Below are 19,683 nucleotides of genomic sequence, written 5' to 3' on the forward strand. Positions count from 1 at the left end.
TTTGGAATTGCTGAAATGGTGCGGTGCAAATCAATTCCCGGTCGATTTACCGTCCAAATGCAAAAAGGCGCTGCCCGACAGTGCCGCGACAGCACCCCATTGTAATCTCTTCAAGCCGTTTTATGTCTATTTCTCGCGCGTCGGGTCGTTATCCGGGGTATCGCTATCCCCGTCGCCCAGACCGCGCTGCATGATCACGCTATCGACCCAGCGGCCCATTTTAAAGCCAGCCGACTGAAGCGTGCCCGCCACCCGAAAGCCCAGCCGCGCATGCAGGCCGATGGACGCGACATTGGCACTGTCGCCGATCACCGCAATCATCTGGCGATAGCCAAGGGCGGTCACGCGTGTAATCAATTCCGACAGCAACGCGCTGCCAGCTCCCTTGCCGACGACTTCGGGCGCAATGTAAATCGTGTCTTCGACCGTAAACCGGTATGCCGGACGTGTCCGGTACGCCCCGGCATAGGCAAATCCCTCAACCCGGCCATCAACATCCGCCACCAGATAGGGCAGGCCACGTTCGCGCACATGCTGCCAGCGCGATGTCAGTTCGGCGATTTCGGGCGCGCGTTCTTCAAACGATGCCAAACCATGCAGAACATGGTGGCCGTAAATCTCGGTGATGCGTTCGAAATCTTCGGGTTCGGCATCGCGGATGACCAGATCGCTCAAAACGTCACTGGTGTCGGTGGTGTCTGTCATTAAAGCAGGGTCCCGTCGAGATCATGGAAGCGCGATATCAGATCGGTCATCTGGTCGCGCAGGACGTCAAATCCGCGATGCGGGCTGATTGTCGTTTCATCCATATAAAGCGCACGAGAAAGCTCGATCTGAAGGCTATGCACATGTTCTTGCGGGCGACCGTAATGGCGTGTGCAATAACCCCCGGCATATGGATCATTGTGCGCAGGCGCAAAGCCCATATCGCGAAAACAATCGTCCACAAACCGCGTCAATGACGGGTGACAGGAACTTCCATAGCAATCGCCAAGCACCAGATCAACGCGGTTTTTTGCGCTGTCGTACGAATCCCCGGGCATCGAATGACAATCGATCAGAATGCAGTACCCGAATGTCGCCCGCGTCTGAGCAATAAGCTTCTGCAACGCTGTATGATAGGGCCGGTAAAATGTCTCAATCCGCGAAAGCGCTTCTTCGGCGGGCAGGCGGGTTTTATAAATCTCAACCCCGCCACTGACTACACGCGGGATCGAACCCAATCCCGAAAGGGCGCGCATTGAATTGATGTCGCTATCTTCGGGCAGTTTGCCATCAAACATCCGCGGATCAAGTTCCATCGCGGCCCGGTTCACATCGACATAGGCGCGCGGGAATGTCGCCGATAGCAACGGCGCGCCCAGTTTGGGGGCGGCATTGAACAACTGATCAACAAAGGCATCTTCGGATGCGCGCAGCTCAAACGCGCCAATGCGCGCACGCTCAATCAGATCCTGCGGGTAATGGCGGCCGGAATGCGGGGATGCAAACACCACCGGCAGGGTTTGCCGGGGTGGCAGGATAACGGTGGCTGGGCCAGTTGAGGCGAGTTCCGAAGGCAACTGGTTCATTGTCTTTCGTAATGTCCATCCCTTATGACACGGATTTGGGCTTCGTCGTGCGTCTTGCGATCCATTATCATACTATCTTCTAGCATATGGGAATTGCCACGGAATTGATGAACATTTTTTGTCAAAAAACCATTTCTGGGGTTGCGCCTTCGCCTGCCTTGGGCTAAATACCGCCTCGCCGACGCAAACGGCACAGACCACTGTTTCTGATCTTGAAACCTTGGTCGTTGGAAAGATGGATTTGCGGGCCTATAGCTCAGTTGGTTAGAGCGTTCGCTTGACATGCGAGAGGTCACAAGTTCGAGTCTTGTTAGGCCCACCATCTTTCAAACCCATAGGGGCCTATAGCTCAGTTGGTTAGAGCGTTCGCTTGACATGCGAGAGGTCACAAGTTCGAGTCTTGTTAGGCCCACCATTCCCACCCCGCCGGGTTCCCGTGCGGGGTTTTGTGTTTCTTGGCCCGGTGACTTAGCGCATCTGCGCGATACTCTTTCTGAACCGAAGGGCGCTAAAGGCAAAGAAACCAACCCCAATCGCAAACACCAGCAGGAATTCCGGCCAGACCACGTCAATGCCCGCCCCGCGAAACAGGATGGCTTGGGCATATTTGACGAAATGGGTCGCGGGCGAGAACTGCATGATGTTCTGCAAAGTCTCCGGCATGCTTTCAAGCGGCGTGCTGCCCCCTGAAAGCAATCGCAACGGCAACACCACCAGAATAAACAGCAGGCCAAATTGCGGCATGGATCGCGTCATGGTGGCGAGGAAAATGCCAAGGGCCGTGGCAAAGAACAGATAGATCACCACACCGCCCATGAACAAAAGCTTCGATCCGGCAATCGGAACGCCCAGCACCAGCTCGACCACGAAAACAAGCGACAGCATGCAGGCAATCAAAATCACCAGCCCGTTGGCCCAGACCTTTGCCAGCATGATCTCATAGGGATCCACTGGCATCACCAGAAGATGCTCGATCGTGCCATGTTCGCGTTCGCGGATCAGGGCCGCGCCTGAAAGAATGATCGACAGCATGGTGATCGCATTGATGATCTCCATCGTGCTGGTAAACCATTCGCTTTGCACATTCTGGTTATAGGCATAACGTGTCACGATGGTTGCGGCCTCTGTTCGGTTCTGCCCGGCCCAGGCCGATTTACCACCCAACCAGGTCGAGACTTCCTGGGCGATGATGTTACTGACATAGCCTTGGCCGATCCCGGCCTGCATCATCGCTGTGGCATCGATGTTAAGCTGCACTTCCGGATCGCGACCCGAAACCACATCGGCCTCAAAGCGCGGCGGGATCACCAGCACAAAGGTAAATTCGCCACTGTTCATTGCCGCATCAATATCGCGTTCGGCAATGCGCACCGGTTCCTGAAAGTACGGGGCCAGAAACGCATCCGAAATGCGCAGCGAAAGGGCCGATCCATCTTGATCGGCAATGGCAATCGAACCACGGCGCAAATCATGCGAAAAGCCGGTGGCGGCGTTATAAATCGCAAACGAAAACGCCCAGACAATCAGCGCCATAAGCACCATGTCACGTCTGAGGCTGAAAAGCTCCTTGATGCCAAGGCGATAGATATTGCTGATCCGTCTGCCAAGCATATCCTTACGCCTCCTGCTTTTTGAGAAGCAGCATCGAAAGCACGGTCAATGCCGGGAAGAAAATCAGAAGGCTGATCAGTTCGGGATAAAGTTCCGCAAAACCAAGCGCCTTGGTAAAGGTGCCGACACTGATCGACATGAAATGCGATGTCGGGATAATGGTCGAAAGCACAACCGGCGCGCCTTCAAGCGAAGAAACCGGCTGCATCATCCCCGAAAACATCACCGATGGCACCATGGTCGCGATTGCTGTGCCAAAAAGGGCTGCGATCTGCGTACTGGTAAAGGACGAAATCAAAAGCCCCAATCCGGTGGTGGCGGTAACAAACAGGATCGCACCCACCAGAAGCGTCAGGCCATTGCCGCGCAACGGCACCTCAAACCAGAACAGCGCCATCGCCGTCATCAAAACAAAGTTGATCAGGCCAAGCCCGATATAGGGCAATTGTTTGCCCCACAAAAACTCAAGCTTGGAAACCGGGGTGACATAAAGGTTGGTGATCGACCCCAGTTCCTTTTCGCGCACAACCCCGACCGCCATCAAAACCGCGGGGATAAACATCAAAAGCAACGCAATAACCGATGGCACCATGGCATAGATGCTTTTGAAATCCTGATTATAGCGATAGCGCGTCTCGATGCGCATCGGCTGCCCTGAATCGGCAGTGCCGACATCGCGTTTGCGATGCTCTGCGAGATATTGGTTATGAATGCCTTCGACATAGCCATGAATGGTTTCGGCGCGAAATGGCATCGATCCGTCAATAAACGCCCCGATTTCCGGGCTGTCACCGCGCGCAACATCGCGCCCGAAGCCGGGCGGGATTTCAATCGCCAACGCAATGTCCCCCGAAAGCAACCGTGCCTCAAGCTCATCATTGCTCAGCAACGGTTCCTGCGCCTCGAAATACCGCGATCCCGAAAGGTTCTCGATATAGGTTCGGCTTTCCTGACTGCGGTCACGATCAAGTACTGCATAGGTCAGGTTTTCAACGTCAAAGGTAATCCCCCAGCCAAAAACCGGCATCAGGATGGCCGTGCCAATCAAGGCAAACATCAACCGGATCGGATCGCGCACCAGTTCCATCGTTTCGCGCAGGGAATAGGCCCATAAGCGCCGGAAGCTGAACAGTGACGCCCGCGCCGGTTTCCAGTTGGCCTTTGCATCGTCATCTGTGGCAAGCGCATCTGCGGCGGCAGGGGCGTCTGGCGCGCCTGCATTCGCGCCATCCGCGCCATCCGGGCCTTCCGCTTCTTCCAGATGGCTGATAAACGCGTCTTCAAGGGTGTCGCAGCCGCGCCCCTTGGTGATGGCACTCGGCGTATCGCTGATCAAAACCTTGCCGGCATGCATCAGCGAGATACGATCGCACCGCTCCGCCTCGTTCATGAAGTGGGTGGAGATGAAAATTGTCACCCCCTGATCGCGCGAAAGCTCGACCAGCGATTCCCAGAACCCGTCACGCGCCACCGGATCAACACCCGATGTCGGCTCATCCAAAATCAGGATTTCCGGGCTGTGAATGATCGCAACCGCCAGCGACAATCGCTGGCGCACGCCAAGCGGCAATCGTTCACTCAGATCATCAAGATAGGGGCCCAGCCCGAACCGTTTCGAAAGTTCCTCGATCCTTGGTGTGATCTTGTCCTTGGGCAAGTGAAACAGATGCGCATGCAGCTCAAGGTTCTGCATCACGGTCAATTCGGAATACAGCGAAAAGGCCTGGCTCATATAGCCAACCCGGTTACGCAGCGCGATATCCTGCCCATCGACCGGCTTGCCAAAAAGCTCGGCCGTGCCCTCAGATGCATTCAAAAGCCCGGTCAGCATCTTCATGGTCGTGGTCTTGCCACAGCCGTTGGATCCGAGAAATCCGAAAATCTCGCCTTTTTCAATCCGGAAGCTGACATCATCCACGGCAGTAAAATCACCAAACTTCTTGGTCAGATGTTCGGCAACAATCGCTGGCGTGTCGCCATGAATGGTGCGTTCTGGAATGTTCAGCTCATGATGGCCTTGGCGTTCTTCCTCGGGCAACAGTGCAATAAAGGCGGCCTCAAGCGTATCGGTCCCGGTGCGCTCCAAAATCTCGTCCGCTGTGCCGGTCGCAAGCACCTTGCCATCATTCATCGCAATCAACCGGTCAAAGCGCGCCGCCTCATCCATATAGGCGGTGGCAACCAGAACCGTCATCTGGCTTTGGGTTTGGCGAATGGCATCGATCAATTGCCAGAATTGCTGCCGCGACAGGGGATCAACCCCGGTGGTCGGTTCATCAAGGATCAGGATATCGGGATCATGGATCAGAGCACAACAAAGCCCAAGTTTCTGTTTCATGCCGCCCGAAAGCTTGCCCGCCGGGCGCTCGGTAAACGGATCAAGCCCGGTCGCGGCGACAAGCCGTGCTATGCGTTCATCGCGCTCCCGCTTTCCCTGACCAAACAGGCGGCCGAAAAATTCAAGGTTCTCGCGCACCGTCAGGTCCATATAAAGGTTCTTGCCAAGCCCCTGGGGCATATAGGCAATGCGCGGCAGGATCGCGTTGCGATGCTTGGCATCTTTCATCGATCCGCCAAGCGTCTCGACCGTGCCGTCCTGCACCTTGCGCGCACCCGAAATCAGGGCAAGGGCACTTGATTTCCCAACCCCGTCCGGGCCAATAAAACCCACGGTCTGTCCGGCCGGGATTTCAAGGCTGATCCCGTCAAGGGCGGCCACCTTGCCATATCGCAGCGTGACATCCTCAAGCCGCACGGCGACTTCTGATGTATCGCGGGAAGTATCGGTGCTGTCCACCATCTGGGCGCGCTCTATTGCGTGTTCTGACGCAGGGTGGCGTCATCAGGCACATTCGGGGTGAACGCCTCCGGCCAGTCGGTATGATCGGCCAACATGATATAGGCCTCACCGGGCAGGCCGGTTTTCACCCGTTTGATATGCTCGGCCAGCAATTCCGGGTCGATCCGCACCTTGACGCGAAACATCAGTTTGTCGCGCTCGGCCCGTGTTTCGACCTCGCGCGGGGTGAATTGTGCGTCATCGGCGACAAACGATACCTTGGCCGGAATGACAAAGCTGGGGGCGGCATCCAGAACAATCCGCGCTTCATTGCCAACAAAGGCCAATCCCGCCTGACGGGTCGGCAGGAACACATTCATATAGACATCGGTCAGATCAATCAGGGTGATGACTGGCCCGCCGCCTGCCAGAACCTCGCCCGGTTCGGCAAGGCGATATTGCACGCGGCCATCGCGCGGGGCTTTCAGGACCGAATCATCAATTTGCACCTGAATGCCTTCAAGGGCGGCGGATGCCGCCGAGACATTCATGCGTGCACTGACAAGGCGCGCCTGGGCCGCGGTAAGGGCTGCTTTTGCGACATTGCGATCCGCACGTCTCTGATCAAGTTGTTCGCGTGAAATGTTGTTGTTCTTGACCAGTTCCTCGGCACGCGAAAGCTGCTGCTCGGCAAAAGAAAGCTCGCTTTCGCGCTGAACAATCAGGGCTTCTGCCTCGGCAATGCCTTGCTCGGCACTGGCAAGCTCGGCACGGGCGCGGGCACGGTTGGCAACCAGTTCGGCGGTGTCCATCCGGGCCATGACCTGACCTGCGGTGACCTGATCACCTTCTTCGACCAGAACTTCCTCAACCCGGCCGGCATATTTGGTTGCCACCCGGATTTCCTCGGCCTCAATCCGACCGTTGCCCGATGCGATATACTCGGGAAGATCTGATTGCTGCGCCTGCCAATAGGCATAACCACCCCCGGCGGCAGCGACAATCACCACAAGCACAATCAACACAGCACGCAAACTTTTCATTCCATTCTCCGAAACGGGGGCGAACCAGGGCGGGGCAAAGGCCGGTCGGGTCGACGACCTGACCGAGTATTACTCCAGTAGTTTTGCAACGCAATAATATCTGGAATGATACTAGGATCAAGAGGCTACGTGATTACCATTGATCGGGCTTTGATGTTGCGCAAACAATTTGCAAACCAATCGATCATTTCAGACGTCTAAATGATTGGCCGCGATTGTTGCCGGCCTTTCCGCTATATTGCGCGACGCTTCATCAGTATTCGAAAGGATTTTTTGTCCGGTGCTTCTGTTTCACGTCTTTGTCGGCCTGGCTTGTTTGTATGTGTTGGTGCGTCATGTGCGTTATCTGGCATGGCCGCGTTGGGCCAAGGTTGGCTTTGCCGTTCTTCTGGTTATCGGGGCACAGCATCACCTGTATTCGCGCATCGCCTTTGGCAGCATGTTCCTGCCGGAATTCCCGCAGCCGATTGTTGTGGCGATCAACGTGTTGTTTGGCGTGGTGTTCTTCCTCGTGTGGTTCCAACTTGCCTACGACCTGATCGGCTTGGTGCTGCGCTGGGTGATCGTGCGTCGCAAACTGTACGCGCCTGTCATGCTGCGCACCATCATGTCCTTTGCCGCCATCGCACTTGCCTGCTTTGGCGTTAATCAGGCGATGCGTGTCCCCGAAATCAAGGAAATGGATGTCATCATTCGCGACCTGCCGGACGGGTTTGATGGCTATCGCATGGTCCAGCTCACCGACCTTCACATCAGCAAGCTTTATGACCGCCCCTGGGTGGCCGAGGTGGTTGAAAAAACCAACGCCCTTGAAGCCGACCTGATCGTGATCACGGGCGATCTGATCGATGGTGAATTGCCGCTGCGCTATGATGATGTGCAGCCGCTTCATGATCTTGTCGCCCCTGATGGTGTCATCACCATTCCGGGCAACCATGAATATTATTTCGGCTATGAAAACTGGATGCGCCATTTTGGCGGGCTCAACATGCTGGCTCTTGAAAACGATCATATCGTGCTCGGTCGCGGCGACGATCAACTGACCATTGCCGGGGTCACAGACCTTCGCGCGGATCGCACCAACCGCCCCGAACCCGATGTCGCCAAGGCGCTTGAAGGCCGCCCGGAAAACGCCCCCGTGATCTTGCTTGATCATCAACCGAAAATGGCCCGTGATGCCGCACCCTTGGGTGTCGATCTGCAACTTTCCGGCCATACCCATGGCGGCATGGTATGGGGCTTTGACAATATCGTTGCCATGCTCAATGGCGGCTTTGTATCGGGCATGTATGACATCGAGGGCATGCAGCTTTACGTCAATAACGGCACCGCCCAATGGCCGGGCTTCGCGATCCGGGTCGGTGTGCCCGGCGAACTCACCGTGATCACGCTTCGCAAGGGCTAGAATAAAGAACGGCGTCCCGAGGCATCAGGACGCCGTTTTCCCTGCGGTGGCACAAGGGGAGGGGCGAGAGGCTGTTAGCTGCTAGCGTGCAACGCACGCCTTCACGGCATCACCAATGATCGAAATGCCTTGATCAAGTTCCTCGGAACTGATCGTCAGTGGCGGGGCAATGCGGAACACGCCGCCCATTCCCGGCATCTTGACGATGTTCATGCTCAGCCCGCGCTTGAACGCCTCTGCCATGATGGCCGCCCCCATATCGTGATCGGGTTCGCGATTACCGGTCTCCTTGATGATCTCCATCCCCAAAAGCAACCCGCGCCCGCGCACATCCCCGACGCAAGGGTACTGATCCTTGATCGCGGACAACCCTTCAAACAGTTGCGCGCCCATCTGGCTTGCGCGTGCGACCAGCTTTTCGTCGCGCACCACATCCAGCACCGTCAAACCAACCGCGGCGGGCAGGGGGTCGGACACGTGGGTGGTGTAAAACAGGAACCCCTTTTCATAGGCGGCCTGCTCAATTTCCGGCGTGGTCATGACGGCCGATAACGGCAATCCCGCCCCGATGGTTTTGGACAATGTCAGGATATCGGGTGTGACGCCGTCACGCTGAAACGCAAACATGTCGCCGGTGCGCCCGATGCCGGTTTGCGCCTCATCCAAAATCAACAGCATCCCGCGCTCTTCGCATTTCTTCTTAAGCGCGGCGAGGTAACCTTTCGGCAGTTCAAGGATCCCGCCGCTCGATAAGATCGGCTCGGCGACGAACGCCGCCAGATTGCCCGTCGATTGCGCATCCAGAAGCTCAAACGCATCATCAAGCTCCGTCTGCCAATCAAGCGACCCATCCGGATGTTTGAAGCGCGGGCGAAACGCATTGGGTGCCGGGATGGCGAATGATCCGACCGCCGCTGGGCCATATCCCTTGCGTCCCGCACTATAGGTCGCCGATGCCGCGACCCCGGTCATGCCGTGCCAGCTTTTGGAAAACGCCACGATCTCATGCTTGCCGGTGACAAGTTTGGCCATGCGAATGGCTGCTTCGTTGCTCTCAGCCCCGGTTGACAGGAACAAAACCTTTTCCAGCCCCGGTGCAAGGGCTGCCAGCCGCTCGGCCAGCTCCACCACCGGGCGGGTCAGCATGCTGCTAAACAAATGTGCGACGGTTTCGACCTGCCGCTGCACGGTCTCGACAATGCGCGGGTGACCATGGCCCAGAACCGCTGACATTTGCCCGGAGGTAAAATCAAGGATCGCGCGGCCATCGGCATCATAAACATATGATCCCTTGGCGCGTTCAATGATCGCCGGATCAAACGGGCTGCCATAGCGGATCAGATGATTGTTTGCGCTTTCCCAAAAGGCGCTATCGTCATTGCGTGACATGATTTTTCCCCGGTAATGATCCATTCAAGTGATGGGAAAAACCTAATTGGTGGCACGAAAGCGGTAAAATTGATAATGCTTGCATTCCGATATCGAAAAAATTGATATCAAATATGCCCGGAGCCCCGCATGCAGGCGCTGCTTGATCTCAAACTTCTGACAACCTTTGTCCGTGCTGCCCATGCCGGGACGCTGAGTGCCGCCGCCATTCAGGTTGGCCGCACCCAATCAACTGTGACCATGCAGATCCAGCGACTTGAAGATGCATTGGGGCAAAGCCTGTTTCATCGCTCGGGCAGTGGCGTGCGGCTCACCGGGGCAGGGGAACGGTTTTTGGGCTATGCCGAACGCATCCTGCGCCTGCATGATGATGCGGTTTCAAGCTTTTCTGATCAGGGGCTGCGCGGTGCGATCACCTTTGGCTGCCCCGAAGATTACCTGATCGCCTTTTTCCCGGCCTTGCTCAAAAGCTTTGGCGCCATCCACCGCGATATCGAAATCCGGGTGGTGTCGGCCCCGACGCCGGAATTACAGAAACTCCTGCATGCGCGCCAGATCGACATGGCGCTGGTCTCCACTCCGGATATCACGCCGGGCGGCGATTTCATCCGCACCGAACAACTCGCCTGGGTCGGCAGCAAGCCAACCCTCGAACTCCATGATTTCAATCAGAATGGCGGGCCACAAAACCCGATCCCGCTGGCACTCGCTGCCGCCAACGCCCTTGATCACCGATCCGCTCGCGATGCGATGGAAAGTGCGAAGCTGCCCTACCAAATCGCCTATGCCAGCAACAGTCTGGCGGGCCTGATTGCCGTGACGCGGTCCGGCCTTGCCATCAGTGTGATGATGCAAAAGGCGGTGCCGAGCGATCTTTTCATCCTGAAAGCCCCGCTGCCCGCTTTGCCGAAACTCGGCCTGCGCGTCATCACATCCGAAATCAATCCAAGCCCGGCCATGGATGCCTTCGCCGATCACATCACCAAGATGCTGCCGTTTTTGTGAAGAAAAGAGACAAGCATTTCAGCACACCTGCCAATCCTGTTTTCCGAAGGCGTTCAAAAAGGCCGCATCGACCTTAACCGCTTTGTCGCACTCACCGCCACCAACCACGCCAAACTTTATGGCATGTACCCGCAAAAGGGCACAATCGCGATTGGGTCGGACGCCGACCTGGCCCTTTGGGACCCCACCAAAAACGTCACCATCACCAACGACATCCTGCAACAGGGCTGCGATTACAGCCCCTATGAAGGCCTCACCGTCAAAGGCTGGCCCGTCCACACCATCGTGCGCGGCAAAACCGTGGTCAAGGACGGCAAAGTGATGGGGCAAAAGGGCGACGGCAAATACTTAGCCCGGCAGAAATCAAATCTGGTGACATCCACGCCGGTCTGATCAGACCGGCGCAACTCGCCGCAAACCCACACCGTCATTCCCTAGCAGAACCTGTGCCCGCGAAGGGGGGGTAAGGAAATCTCGAGCCGCAAGCATCAAAACAAGAGGCAGTGCTGTTTAATTAAGTGCTGCCTCTTGTTTTCCGCGCTATTGAAAGAAAGCGCCCTGCTAATGCGCTTACTAAACTCCTAGTGTGTATCTCGAAGTCAAGGTATGCATAAATCCAGTCACCAGTTTATTTTCATCTCAGATGCGTAAGGCTTTGTGTCTTGTGCTAAAGATAGTTGTAGGTAGAGTTTGGTATCTACTCAGGGTTTATGCGATTGTTCCCGTGTGACTATTCTAGTGTTGAAGTGATCGGCTAAGAGACTTGGAAATGAAATGAGTTGTAAGTGGCTGGTAGAAAACAACATTTTATTCCAAAGCACTACTTGAAACAATTTGTTGTGCCTAATGGAGCTGACAAGCTTTGGATGTACAGGAAAGGCTTGCCTGAGCCAGTTCAAGTGTCGCGTATTGACGTTGCTGCTACTCGCGATTTCTATTCGAAACCATCAGCCGAAGGGTATGAGACTCTCGACGACTTAATAACTCAATACGAAAATGATCTGGCAGCTATTGTCGATGAAATACGAAACGTGCCGGTTGGAGAGACAATACCTTCCAAGGAGATCAGTGAAGTCGTTGCACATTTGGTCGTTCGTACGGCTCATATGCGTGAATTCATTGAAGAAGGAATTTCATTGGTTGTCTCATCAGTCGAGGCAATGCCAAATGAAATCCTTGATAGAGAAAATTTCCCTAAGCACAAAGTGCCATCCAAGTTTATGGATATTGCTCTCGAGGAATTCGAAAAATCTCCGCTGAAACAGTTAACTCCTATAACGTCCGAAACTCTTGTTAGGATGGCTTACCAGCGTTTACGGGAAGATTTTGAGCAATTTCATGAGTCTGCACTAGCTATATCCTCTTTGTTGTTGGAGGAGATTCAAGGAAGAGTTTCTGGGCTAGGTGGCGAGACTCATAAGCGAGTGCTGACGAAAGAGTTAGTGCCAGAGGTCAGAAGGCAAGCATTGGAGCGTTTCCACTGGAAAGTTGTCGAGCTTCCATCTAACGACGCGGTTTTGCCTGATTGCGTTGCAATAGCCAAGGATGATGAGGGTTGGGGGCCTTGTGCACTAACAGATCGAATGACTACGACACACGTTGTCGTTCCACTATCTTCTGGGAAGCTGGCAGTTGGAAGTTCGTCTCATGATTGGGAAGATGTTATTGAGTGCTACAATAGGGTAGCTCAAGAAAGTTCGCTTACTTTCTATTTGACTGGGCGTCGGCAAGATAGGTCTCAATTGTTGCTCGAAGAACTAGGAAGTTCTACGCGCTCAAAACTATCGAATATCACGTCGACGGCATATTCTAACGCTGTCGCGAGTTTCCGATTTCAAAATGAGAATAGTGAGAGTCAGCTCGTCGAGCCGGTTACCTGGGCAGATGCGTTCGTTGGAGAAGGATTCAATTTTTCGGTGTCTCTGAGAGATTTCGGTGACGATGAACACGCGAAAATGATTGCTGAAGAGATTGCTGCAATAGTCAAGGAACTTGCAGCAATCCTGCCTTTGCATCGAATAGATGGTTTTACTTTCGCAAATGACTTTGAGGATGCTTTGAAGGCGCTAGATCCTGATAAAGACATAAACTCCTTAATTGGTATAGATCCCAATTCTTCAACAGTACAGATACTGGTGCGGCGCAACAACAAACTGAAGACGCATTTCGTGCTAAGAGGCTACTTGGCAGGCTATTTAGCAGGCAGAGATACTGAGCTTAAGGACGAAGCTGAGAACACAATTTGTTATGGTCTAGGAACATTGGCTTTTTACACCCTTGTAGAGACAAAGTTTTCTGAGCAAAGCCGCGTTCGTGATTTAGATGACTTCGAGTGCTGGCTATTACGATATAATGAATCTCTCCTAGCTACTTACTTTTCCTATAGATTGGTTAATACTAGGCCCAAGGAGCAAGAGTTCTATGCAGAACTTGCGCTAGATGAGCTAAATAGTATGGTTCAAGTAACTTCGAAGGCTCACGATCTTTATCAGCTGGACCGTGATCATGAGAGTTATTTTGAAACATCAGCAGTTTGCGCGTCGCGATTTATGACCTCTTTGGCCCGTTACTTTGCTTCATGCAAAAACGAAAATACCGACCTTCACTCGGAAAATTTACTCTGGAATGCATTGTGTAAATTTGGGCTCTCGAAGTGGGCAAAGTTGTTTTCTGAAGATCTTTTCTCTTTTAACTCAGGACTAAACGATTGGGTTGATTTTGATGAGGTTAACTTCCTCAATAGACATCTTGAGCGGCTGCTTTTTGATTTTGGCATAGTTGCAGACCAATTGCAGGACGGTACGTTTTATGTTCACGTGTCTGATCAGCATAAACTGTCATATTTTGTCTGAGCATGTTCTAACCAAATACTCCACCGGATGCTGCGGCTTCAAAAAAGGGGGCCTAAAAAGGAGGCGGCCCCCTTTTTAGCGTGCCGCTTCACCTTGAAAGGGAGTCAGCCTTGCTGCGGTAAAGCTCCTAATATTCGCACAAATGCCTATCAAGCATTTCAATCGTTCAATTGGGGGGCTAACTTTAGAAGATGGTTCGAAATGCCGTATGATCATGCTTGAAAAGTAATGGACGCAACGATGTCAGTTATTTCTCGATTGGAAGAATTGTGTGAAGAGGTTCGTGGTATTGAGGCCAAAGGGCAATCGGTGGATGCCAAAGCCTTGTTAAAGGTGCTTGAAGATTTGATTGACCAAAAAGCGCCAGATCACGACTTCAAGCTTGCCGGTTACTCGCACGATCTTGAACATGACCGAAATGTTTCAGTGGAAATGTTTAGGGCTATTATAACATCCGGCCAAAGCGCTATGCGTGCTGCCATGCTCCTTAATGGTGGTGCGGCAATCGCAATGCTCGCTTTCGTTGGGAAGCTCGTTGAGCTGGACGTAAATGCAGCCAGCCACATTGCAAATGCGATACTGCTTTTCGCTTGTGGAGCTCTGGCCGTAGCCGGTGCTGGTAGTTTTACCTATGTAAGTCAGTATTTCTACCAGGCAGTTTATATCGAACCTTCCAAAAAGCATTCATGGGTTCAGTACTGTGGGGTTGGTTTTCATGCAGCGGCAATTGTAGGTGTTCTAACTTCTTACGGTTTGTTTGGCTGGGGAGCCTGGCTTACATCGGCTGGAGTTGATCTCATTCGACTTTGAGCTTAGCTTACGCAAAACCCAACCTTCTGCACCCCATCACCATTAGAACGATTGTGGGAAAAAAAGGGGGGCTGTTCCCTTCTCAGTGAAGGGTCACAAGCCGCGCGCGAAGTGTCAGATTATGTAAGTATGACCTAAACCCAATTCTCCAAACGCAACCCGTCCACCCGCTCAAACTCGCGGATGTTATTGGTGACAAGGATCAGGCCGTGACTGCGCGCATGCCCTGCGATCATCATGTCATAGGGGCCGATGACGGTACCTTTGGCTTCAAGGTTGCTGCGGATATCGCCGTAATGACCTGCGGCATTGGTATCGAAATCAAGCACGGTCAGGCGGGCGGCGAATTCTTCGACGGTACGCAGGTTGCTCTCCGGTTTGGCGGATTTCATCGCGCCATAGATCAATTCGGCCATGGTGACCGATGAAATTGCCAAGGCCCCGCTATGGGTGGTGAATTTCTCCCGGCAGGACGGCGGGCGGTTCTTGATCACATAGATGCAGATATTGGTGTCCAGCATAAAGCGCAGCATTACAGCGCTTCCCGTTCCTGCATGGCGGGCTGATTACGGTCTTCCATGAAGTCATCACTGACTGCATGTCCGTCAAAAAACGTGTCCCACAAGTGATCGCTTGGAACAATCACGCGCGTTACCCCGACAGAAATCACCTCAACCGTTTTCGTGCCATCAGGAAAGGCAACATCCTTGGGCAGGCGGACAGCCTGCGTCTTATTGTTTAGAAATACGGATGCCTGAGTCATGAATGCCTCCATAAGCGGGTAAGCTTCCAAGCATTGTGCACTTTGAGTGTGTATATGTCAAATGTATATACCAGCACTTGTTTGTAGATAATCTTACCAAGGTACGTTTTTGAGTTGAAGTGGCGCGACATCCGAAATTAAAGTGCAATCATTGTGGGTGTTTCACTCATAGCGTGTTGTGCTGGAGCATTAAATGAAGTCTGTAATCTACGCTGTGCTCACGACTTTTCGTGGCCTTGTTTTCTTCCTCTGCAAATTGCTGTCGTTTCTGTTCATTCTCGGAGCAATTTTTGGAGGTGTTATGGGCGGGATATCCGATAGGCCGTTCCCTTGGGCACCATTCCTGTTGTCGATTGCCTTTGCGGTATTCTTCCAGTCCATCCTGATCTTCTATAACAGGATTGTTATATGGGCTTCAAACGGCACAGTTATTGTTTCTGAATAATAGTTTGACGTTGTTGGTAAGTAATATGGATGGGGACCGGGATGATCGTCCGGCCCCCGCGAGTAAAGTGAAGCAGGCCGTCCGGGTACTAAACTGCGCGACTACGCAGACGCGCCGACAACCAGATCAAACACCACTAACCCGGCGACACCACCCGCAAGCAGCCCAACCAACTGCCCGCCCAAGGCTTTGTGCTCTGGATGTTCCAGATAGGCGTCGCGTGCCGCCGCATCGTCAAAATCAATTGAAAATCCGTGGCGGAAGCCTTGTTCCAGTCCCTCCGGGCTGACCGAGACGCCGCCATCAAAGCCGCGCATGCCGGGGATATGGCTTTGAAGGTCCGCCAGCTTGGCAAACAGGCTGTCGATTTCGGCTTTGGTAACCTCGGCCTTGAATTTGGTCAGAACTAAGTGACGGATCATGGGGTTTCCTATGCAATAAGTTTGGCGAGGTATTCGACCGGATGCTGCGGCTTGACCCCTTCATAACGGTCCACCTGACAGCGGCAGGAATAGCCGGTTACCAGCATGTTAGCAGCACCTGTCGCATCGACCTTCTTTTTCCAGCTCAGATCATACAACTCGCGCGCGGTTTCCTGATGGCGGGTTTCGTGGCCATAGACACCGGCCATGCCGCAGCAGCCGGTTTTTTCGGTGGTCAGTTTAAGCCCGAAGGCGGCAAAGATGTTCTGCCATTTCACACCAACATCAGGGATGGACGTCTTTTCCGTGCAATGGGGGAACAGGCTTGCCGGGGCCTCAGTCGTGCCCATGTTAACGCCGTTATCAAGTTTCGGCGGGGTGAGGCGGCCGTGCTCGATCTCGCCCGCCAGCCATTCATGGAGCAGATGCACGCGATAATTCGGGCGGTTTGAAAGGCGCTGGGCGTATTCCTGCCGGTAGGTCAGGGTCACGCTGGCCTCGATCCCGATCATGGCAATGCCGGACTGGGCGATTTTGCCCAGCACAATGTCATTTTGCTTCGCCTGATAATCAAAGCGTTTGAGGAACCCCTTCACATGCATCGCCTTGCCATTTGGTCGATAGGGCGGCACGAAAACGCGGTATCCAAGGCGTTGCAAAAGGTCGACATGGGCCAGAACCACGTCCGTATCATAATAGGTGGTAAAGCAATCCTGCACGAGGATCACCGACTTGGCCTTTTCATCCGCACTTAAGGCCTCAAGCTCCGCCTGCTTGAATTTGCCAATGCCACGTGCCCGCAGGGCGGATTTCAGGCTCTGGCGATGGAGTTTCGGCAAATCGGTCAGGCCGATGAAGCGTTTGAAAATCCATGGCATCGGCGGGATGGATTGCAACGCGTTAAACAGCCCCGGCGCCTTTGCCAGAAGGGGGGCGATATTTTCCAGTGACGCAATCACATGGTCCTTGATTGGGCGTTTGTAGCGGGTGTGATAGGTCTCCAGAAACCGGGATTTCATCTCCGGGATATCGACCTTGACCGGGCATTGCCCAGCACAGGCCTTGCACGACAGGCAACCGGCCATCGCCTCATAGACGTCATGGGAGAAATCCCGGCTGTTGATCACAGCCAGATCCTTGTTCATCGGATCGGTGCCGACCGAAAGTTGGCGTATCCATTCGCGGATCATCCCGGCCCGACCCTTGGGCGAATGAACGCGCGATCGCGTGACCTTATAGGACGGGCACATCGCATCCATCAAATCCCAGTTAAAGCACGCCCCGTTGCCGTTACACCGCGTCGCATTCAGGTATTCATCACGAAGCGCATCCTCGATCTGCCGGTCAAACTGGCCACGCATGGGCGCTTCGTCAATCGCCGTGATTGGTGTGTTTTTGCTATAGGGCGAGGCGATTTTGCCGGGGTTAAGCTGCCCTTCGGGATCAAACGCCTCCTTGATCCGGCGGAGGCACTCATAAAGCTCCGGCCCGAAATAGATCGGGCTGTATTCACCCCGGAACCCCTTGCCATGCTCGCCCCAGATCAGGCCGTTATAGCGTTTGGTAAGCTCCGCCACCGCGTCCGAAACGCGGCGAATGCGGGCCTCGTCCTCTTCATCCATCATGTCAAGCAGCGGGCGGACATGAAGGCACCCGACATCGACATGGCCAAACATGCCGTAATCAAGCCCCTCGGCATCCAGCAGTGCCCGGAACTCGGCAATGAAATCGGCAAGGTTTTCCGGCGGCACGGCGGTATCTTCGACAAACGGGGTGGCGCGGCGTTTGCCTTCAAGGTTGCCCAGCAAGCCCACCGATTTGGCGCGGATCGACCAGATCGCGGCAATTTGCCCCGGATCGGTCGCCTGCACAAAGCCAATTGGCGCAAACTCTTCGGTCGGGTTGGCATCAAGGTAGGTTTTGAGTTCCGCCTGCTTGGCGGCAACCTCGGCCTCGCTCTCGCCCACAAACTCGACCACGTTAAAGCCGCGTGTGGGGGTATTGCTGTTTTCCGTGCCGAGAAGCTTTCCCAGCATGTGCCAGCTTTCATCCTGCTCGGCCAGTTTCATGACCTTGTCATCGATGCTTTCAATCGCCACCGGATCAAACTGCACCAGGGTTTTGACGTGGCGCAGCGCTGAATCAAAGCTGTCATAACGGACAACCGTAACCGCCTTGTGCTTGGGCAGCGGGATGACGCGGAAGGTAATTTCCTTGACCATGCCAAGGCTGCCTTCGGCCCCGGCAATCAGGAACGACAGGTTCATATCGCCGGTGTCAGATACCGCTTCCTTCAGGTTATAGCCCGTCAGCCCCCGGTTCATTTCCGGGAAGGTGGCTTTGATCTGATCGCGCTTTGGGGCGATTTCGTCATGGACTTTTTTATAAAGCTGCCCGACACGATCGGTGCGGGCCATGGTGTCTTTGGCCTCGGATGCGCTCATCGCGCGGGTATTGAAATCCGTGCCGTCGACAAGAACCGTGGTCATGTCATGGATGTAATGGCTGGTTTTGCCATAAATCCGCGATCCCTTGCCGGAGCTATCCGATCCGATCATGCCGCCCACCGTGGCCCGGCTTGCGGTCGACACCGCCGGCGGGAAGAAATAGCCGTATGGCTTTAGCCAGGCATTCAACTGATCCAGCACCACACCGGGCTCGACATGCACAAGCCCGCGCTCCGCATCAAAGCCAAGGATGTTGTTGAGGTGTTTGGAGGTATCAAGAATGATGGTGTTGTTCAGCGACTGGCCATTGGTGCCGGTGCCGCCACCCCGCGGGGTGATTTTGACCTCGGAAAATTTCTCGCGCCCGGCCAGTTCCATCACGACATTGATGTCACCCCGCGTTTTGGGCTGCAGCACGGCGCTCGGCATCACCTGATAAACGCTGTTGTCGGTGGCATTGATCAGGCGCGTCGGGAAATCGGCATGGATTTCGCCGCTAAACTTTCCCTCGGCCTCCAGCGTTTTCAGAAAGCCCAGCGTCAGACTATCGAGTGACCGATCCGGGGTCAGGGCCGGCAATTTCGTGATCACGCTCTTGTTCGACGCATTCGTAACCGGGGTGGTTGCCGGGGCAGGGACGGACATCAGTCTCTCTCAATACTCGTATGATAATATCATATGCTTTTATCGGGTTTTTTCCGATGCGGGTCGGCGCCCCGATCTGGCATGCAACTCCATTTGACCTGATCGCGATTGAATAGACAAATCGAAAATTCCGAAAGATTATTCAAAATAAGTGAATAATCAAAGCGCCGGGCAAGGTGCTCCAAACCGCCGGTCAAAATGCACCGCGATGGCGCATTTTCAATCCTCATACAATTGCCTTCAGATCTGAAACCCAGCCCCGATTTTCTTGCAAGAGGCGCGGTAGTTTGGGCGGGTGGAAAGAGGGGCCGTTTTGTTGTTTTCCCGCTGTCTCCTCTCTCCGGTTGTTTCTTTTGCCCACTCAAGTCTTCATGCTTAAGTGGGGCATCAGTTGACGAACGGTGGTCACAAAACATTCAATGGGATTACCTCGTTGGAGTAGGTTCTACCCGTAGAGTATAGCTAACAGAAACCTATGGTTATTGTTGGCGTCTTC

Annotated in this window: 16 protein-coding genes and 2 tRNA genes; 8 read left to right on the top strand and 10 right to left on the bottom strand. The window is 54.2% G+C overall.

Annotated features, from left to right (window positions below):
• Positions 1-126 precede the first annotated feature (126 nt).
• A complete protein-coding gene (locus DY252_RS10145; RefSeq protein ID WP_064790357.1) occupies positions 127-705 on the bottom strand; it encodes a GNAT family N-acetyltransferase in 579 nt (192 codons plus the stop codon).
• Complete coding sequence (locus DY252_RS10150) at positions 705-1,571, bottom strand: N-formylglutamate amidohydrolase (RefSeq protein ID WP_064790358.1); 867 nt, start codon at positions 1,569-1,571, stop codon at positions 705-707. Before DY252_RS10150 ends, DY252_RS10145 begins: the two co-directional genes overlap by 1 nt.
• A 245-nt stretch (positions 1,572-1,816) precedes the next feature.
• Between DY252_RS10150 and DY252_RS10155 the strand changes: the two genes are divergently transcribed.
• Together DY252_RS10155 and DY252_RS10160 are read left to right on the top strand one after the other, a co-directional pair.
• A tRNA-Val gene (locus tag DY252_RS10155) sits at positions 1,817-1,893 on the top strand.
• A gap of 16 nt (positions 1,894-1,909) precedes the next feature.
• Positions 1,910-1,986 (top strand) — tRNA-Val (locus tag DY252_RS10160).
• A gap of 53 nt (positions 1,987-2,039) precedes the next feature.
• On the opposite strand, the gene DY252_RS10165 is transcribed toward DY252_RS10160, so the two are convergent.
• The 3 genes from DY252_RS10165 to DY252_RS10175 are packed head-to-tail and all read right to left on the bottom strand — an operon-like array spanning position 2,040 to position 7,004.
• Positions 2,040-3,182 carry an ABC transporter permease gene (locus DY252_RS10165; RefSeq protein ID WP_064790359.1) on the bottom strand — a complete coding sequence of 381 codons (1,143 nt, stop codon included), beginning with the start codon at positions 3,180-3,182 and terminating at the stop codon, positions 2,040-2,042.
• 4 nt (positions 3,183-3,186) lie between these two features.
• Positions 3,187-5,982, bottom strand: a complete 2,796-nt coding sequence (rbbA, locus tag DY252_RS10170; RefSeq protein WP_064790360.1) for a ribosome-associated ATPase/putative transporter RbbA — start codon at positions 5,980-5,982, stop codon at positions 3,187-3,189.
• Between the two features lie 11 nt (positions 5,983-5,993).
• Complete coding sequence (locus DY252_RS10175) at positions 5,994-7,004, bottom strand: HlyD family secretion protein (protein ID WP_064790361.1); 1,011 nt, start codon at positions 7,002-7,004, stop codon at positions 5,994-5,996.
• A 280-nt stretch (positions 7,005-7,284) separates the two neighbouring features.
• Between DY252_RS10175 and DY252_RS10180 the strand changes: the two genes are divergently transcribed.
• Positions 7,285-8,409: a metallophosphoesterase gene (locus tag DY252_RS10180; protein ID WP_129542712.1), complete on the top strand. Its 1,125-nt coding sequence runs from the start codon at positions 7,285-7,287 to the stop codon at positions 8,407-8,409.
• 81 nt (positions 8,410-8,490) lie between these two features.
• On the opposite strand, the gene DY252_RS10185 is transcribed toward DY252_RS10180, so the two are convergent.
• Positions 8,491-9,798: an aspartate aminotransferase family protein gene (locus tag DY252_RS10185; protein WP_129542713.1), complete on the bottom strand. Its 1,308-nt coding sequence runs from the start codon at positions 9,796-9,798 to the stop codon at positions 8,491-8,493.
• 129 nt (positions 9,799-9,927) lie between these two features.
• Here DY252_RS10185 and DY252_RS10190 point away from each other — a divergent pair, with 129 nt between their 5' ends.
• The 4 genes from DY252_RS10190 to DY252_RS10205 all read left to right on the top strand — a co-directional run bounded on the left by DY252_RS10190 (position 9,928) and on the right by DY252_RS10205 (position 14,465).
• Entirely contained in the window at positions 9,928-10,803 is an 876-nt protein-coding gene (locus tag DY252_RS10190) for a LysR family transcriptional regulator (protein ID WP_064790363.1), read from the top strand.
• 36 nt (positions 10,804-10,839) lie between these two features.
• Positions 10,840-11,196: an amidohydrolase family protein gene (locus tag DY252_RS10195; RefSeq protein WP_269451539.1), complete on the top strand. Its 357-nt coding sequence runs from the start codon at positions 10,840-10,842 to the stop codon at positions 11,194-11,196.
• A 392-nt stretch (positions 11,197-11,588) separates the two neighbouring features.
• On the top strand, positions 11,589-13,655 hold the full coding sequence (locus DY252_RS10200) for a DUF4238 domain-containing protein (protein WP_064790365.1): 2,067 nt from the start codon (positions 11,589-11,591) through the stop codon (positions 13,653-13,655).
• A 240-nt stretch (positions 13,656-13,895) separates the two neighbouring features.
• Positions 13,896-14,465 (top strand): hypothetical protein, encoded by a 570-nt coding sequence (locus tag DY252_RS10205; protein ID WP_129542714.1) that lies wholly within the window; start codon positions 13,896-13,898, stop codon positions 14,463-14,465.
• Between the two features lie 134 nt (positions 14,466-14,599).
• Here the strand turns inward: DY252_RS10205 and vapC are convergent, their stop codons facing one another.
• Together vapC and vapB are read right to left on the bottom strand one after the other, a co-directional pair.
• On the bottom strand, positions 14,600-14,998 hold the full coding sequence (gene vapC, locus DY252_RS10210) for a type II toxin-antitoxin system tRNA(fMet)-specific endonuclease VapC (RefSeq protein WP_064790367.1): 399 nt from the start codon (positions 14,996-14,998) through the stop codon (positions 14,600-14,602).
• A complete protein-coding gene (gene vapB, locus DY252_RS10215) occupies positions 14,998-15,228 on the bottom strand; it encodes a type II toxin-antitoxin system VapB family antitoxin (protein ID WP_064790426.1) in 231 nt (76 codons plus the stop codon). Before vapB ends, vapC begins: the two co-directional genes overlap by 1 nt.
• Positions 15,229-15,421: 193 nt before the next feature.
• Here vapB and DY252_RS10220 point away from each other — a divergent pair, with 193 nt between their 5' ends.
• Positions 15,422-15,673: a hypothetical protein gene (locus DY252_RS10220; RefSeq protein WP_064790368.1), complete on the top strand. Its 252-nt coding sequence runs from the start codon at positions 15,422-15,424 to the stop codon at positions 15,671-15,673.
• A 101-nt stretch (positions 15,674-15,774) separates the two neighbouring features.
• On the opposite strand, the gene DY252_RS10225 is transcribed toward DY252_RS10220, so the two are convergent.
• Together DY252_RS10225 and DY252_RS10230 are read right to left on the bottom strand one after the other, a co-directional pair.
• The gene (locus DY252_RS10225; RefSeq protein ID WP_064790369.1) at positions 15,775-16,095 is read right to left on the bottom strand and encodes a Dabb family protein; all 321 of its coding nucleotides are present in this window, start codon (positions 16,093-16,095) and stop codon (positions 15,775-15,777) included.
• A gap of 8 nt (positions 16,096-16,103) precedes the next feature.
• Positions 16,104-19,187 carry an FAD-binding and (Fe-S)-binding domain-containing protein gene (locus DY252_RS10230; RefSeq protein WP_082923598.1) on the bottom strand — a complete coding sequence of 1,028 codons (3,084 nt, stop codon included), beginning with the start codon at positions 19,185-19,187 and terminating at the stop codon, positions 16,104-16,106.
• Positions 19,188-19,683 lie beyond the last annotated feature (496 nt).

Origin of the sequence: Thalassospira indica, from assembly GCF_003403095.1 — a bacterium.
Lineage (GTDB): Bacteria > Pseudomonadota > Alphaproteobacteria > Rhodospirillales > Thalassospiraceae > Thalassospira > Thalassospira indica.

Bases quoted from the DNA above. Each gene is read 5' to 3' on its own strand.
- vapB (WP_064790426.1), bottom strand. From the start codon at position 15,228: ATGACTCAGGCATCCGTATTTCTAAACAATAAGACGCAGGCTGTCCGC.
- DY252_RS10225 (WP_064790369.1), bottom strand. From the start codon at position 16,095: ATGATCCGTCACTTAGTTCTGACCAAATTCAAGGCCGAGGTTACCAAA.
- vapC (WP_064790367.1), bottom strand. From the start codon at position 14,998: ATGCTGCGCTTTATGCTGGACACCAATATCTGCATCTATGTGATCAAG.
- DY252_RS10145 (WP_064790357.1), bottom strand. From the start codon at position 705: ATGACAGACACCACCGACACCAGTGACGTTTTGAGCGATCTGGTCATC.
- DY252_RS10230 (WP_082923598.1), bottom strand. From the start codon at position 19,187: ATGTCCGTCCCTGCCCCGGCAACCACCCCGGTTACGAATGCGTCGAAC.
- DY252_RS10185 (WP_129542713.1), bottom strand. From the start codon at position 9,798: ATGTCACGCAATGACGATAGCGCCTTTTGGGAAAGCGCAAACAATCAT.
- DY252_RS10220 (WP_064790368.1), top strand. From the start codon at position 15,422: ATGAAGTCTGTAATCTACGCTGTGCTCACGACTTTTCGTGGCCTTGTT.
- DY252_RS10175 (WP_064790361.1), bottom strand. From the start codon at position 7,004: ATGAAAAGTTTGCGTGCTGTGTTGATTGTGCTTGTGGTGATTGTCGCT.
- DY252_RS10165 (WP_064790359.1), bottom strand. From the start codon at position 3,182: ATGCTTGGCAGACGGATCAGCAATATCTATCGCCTTGGCATCAAGGAG.
- DY252_RS10150 (WP_064790358.1), bottom strand. From the start codon at position 1,571: ATGAACCAGTTGCCTTCGGAACTCGCCTCAACTGGCCCAGCCACCGTT.
- DY252_RS10190 (WP_064790363.1), top strand. From the start codon at position 9,928: ATGCAGGCGCTGCTTGATCTCAAACTTCTGACAACCTTTGTCCGTGCT.
- rbbA (WP_064790360.1), bottom strand. From the start codon at position 5,982: ATGGTGGACAGCACCGATACTTCCCGCGATACATCAGAAGTCGCCGTG.
- DY252_RS10205 (WP_129542714.1), top strand. From the start codon at position 13,896: ATGTCAGTTATTTCTCGATTGGAAGAATTGTGTGAAGAGGTTCGTGGT.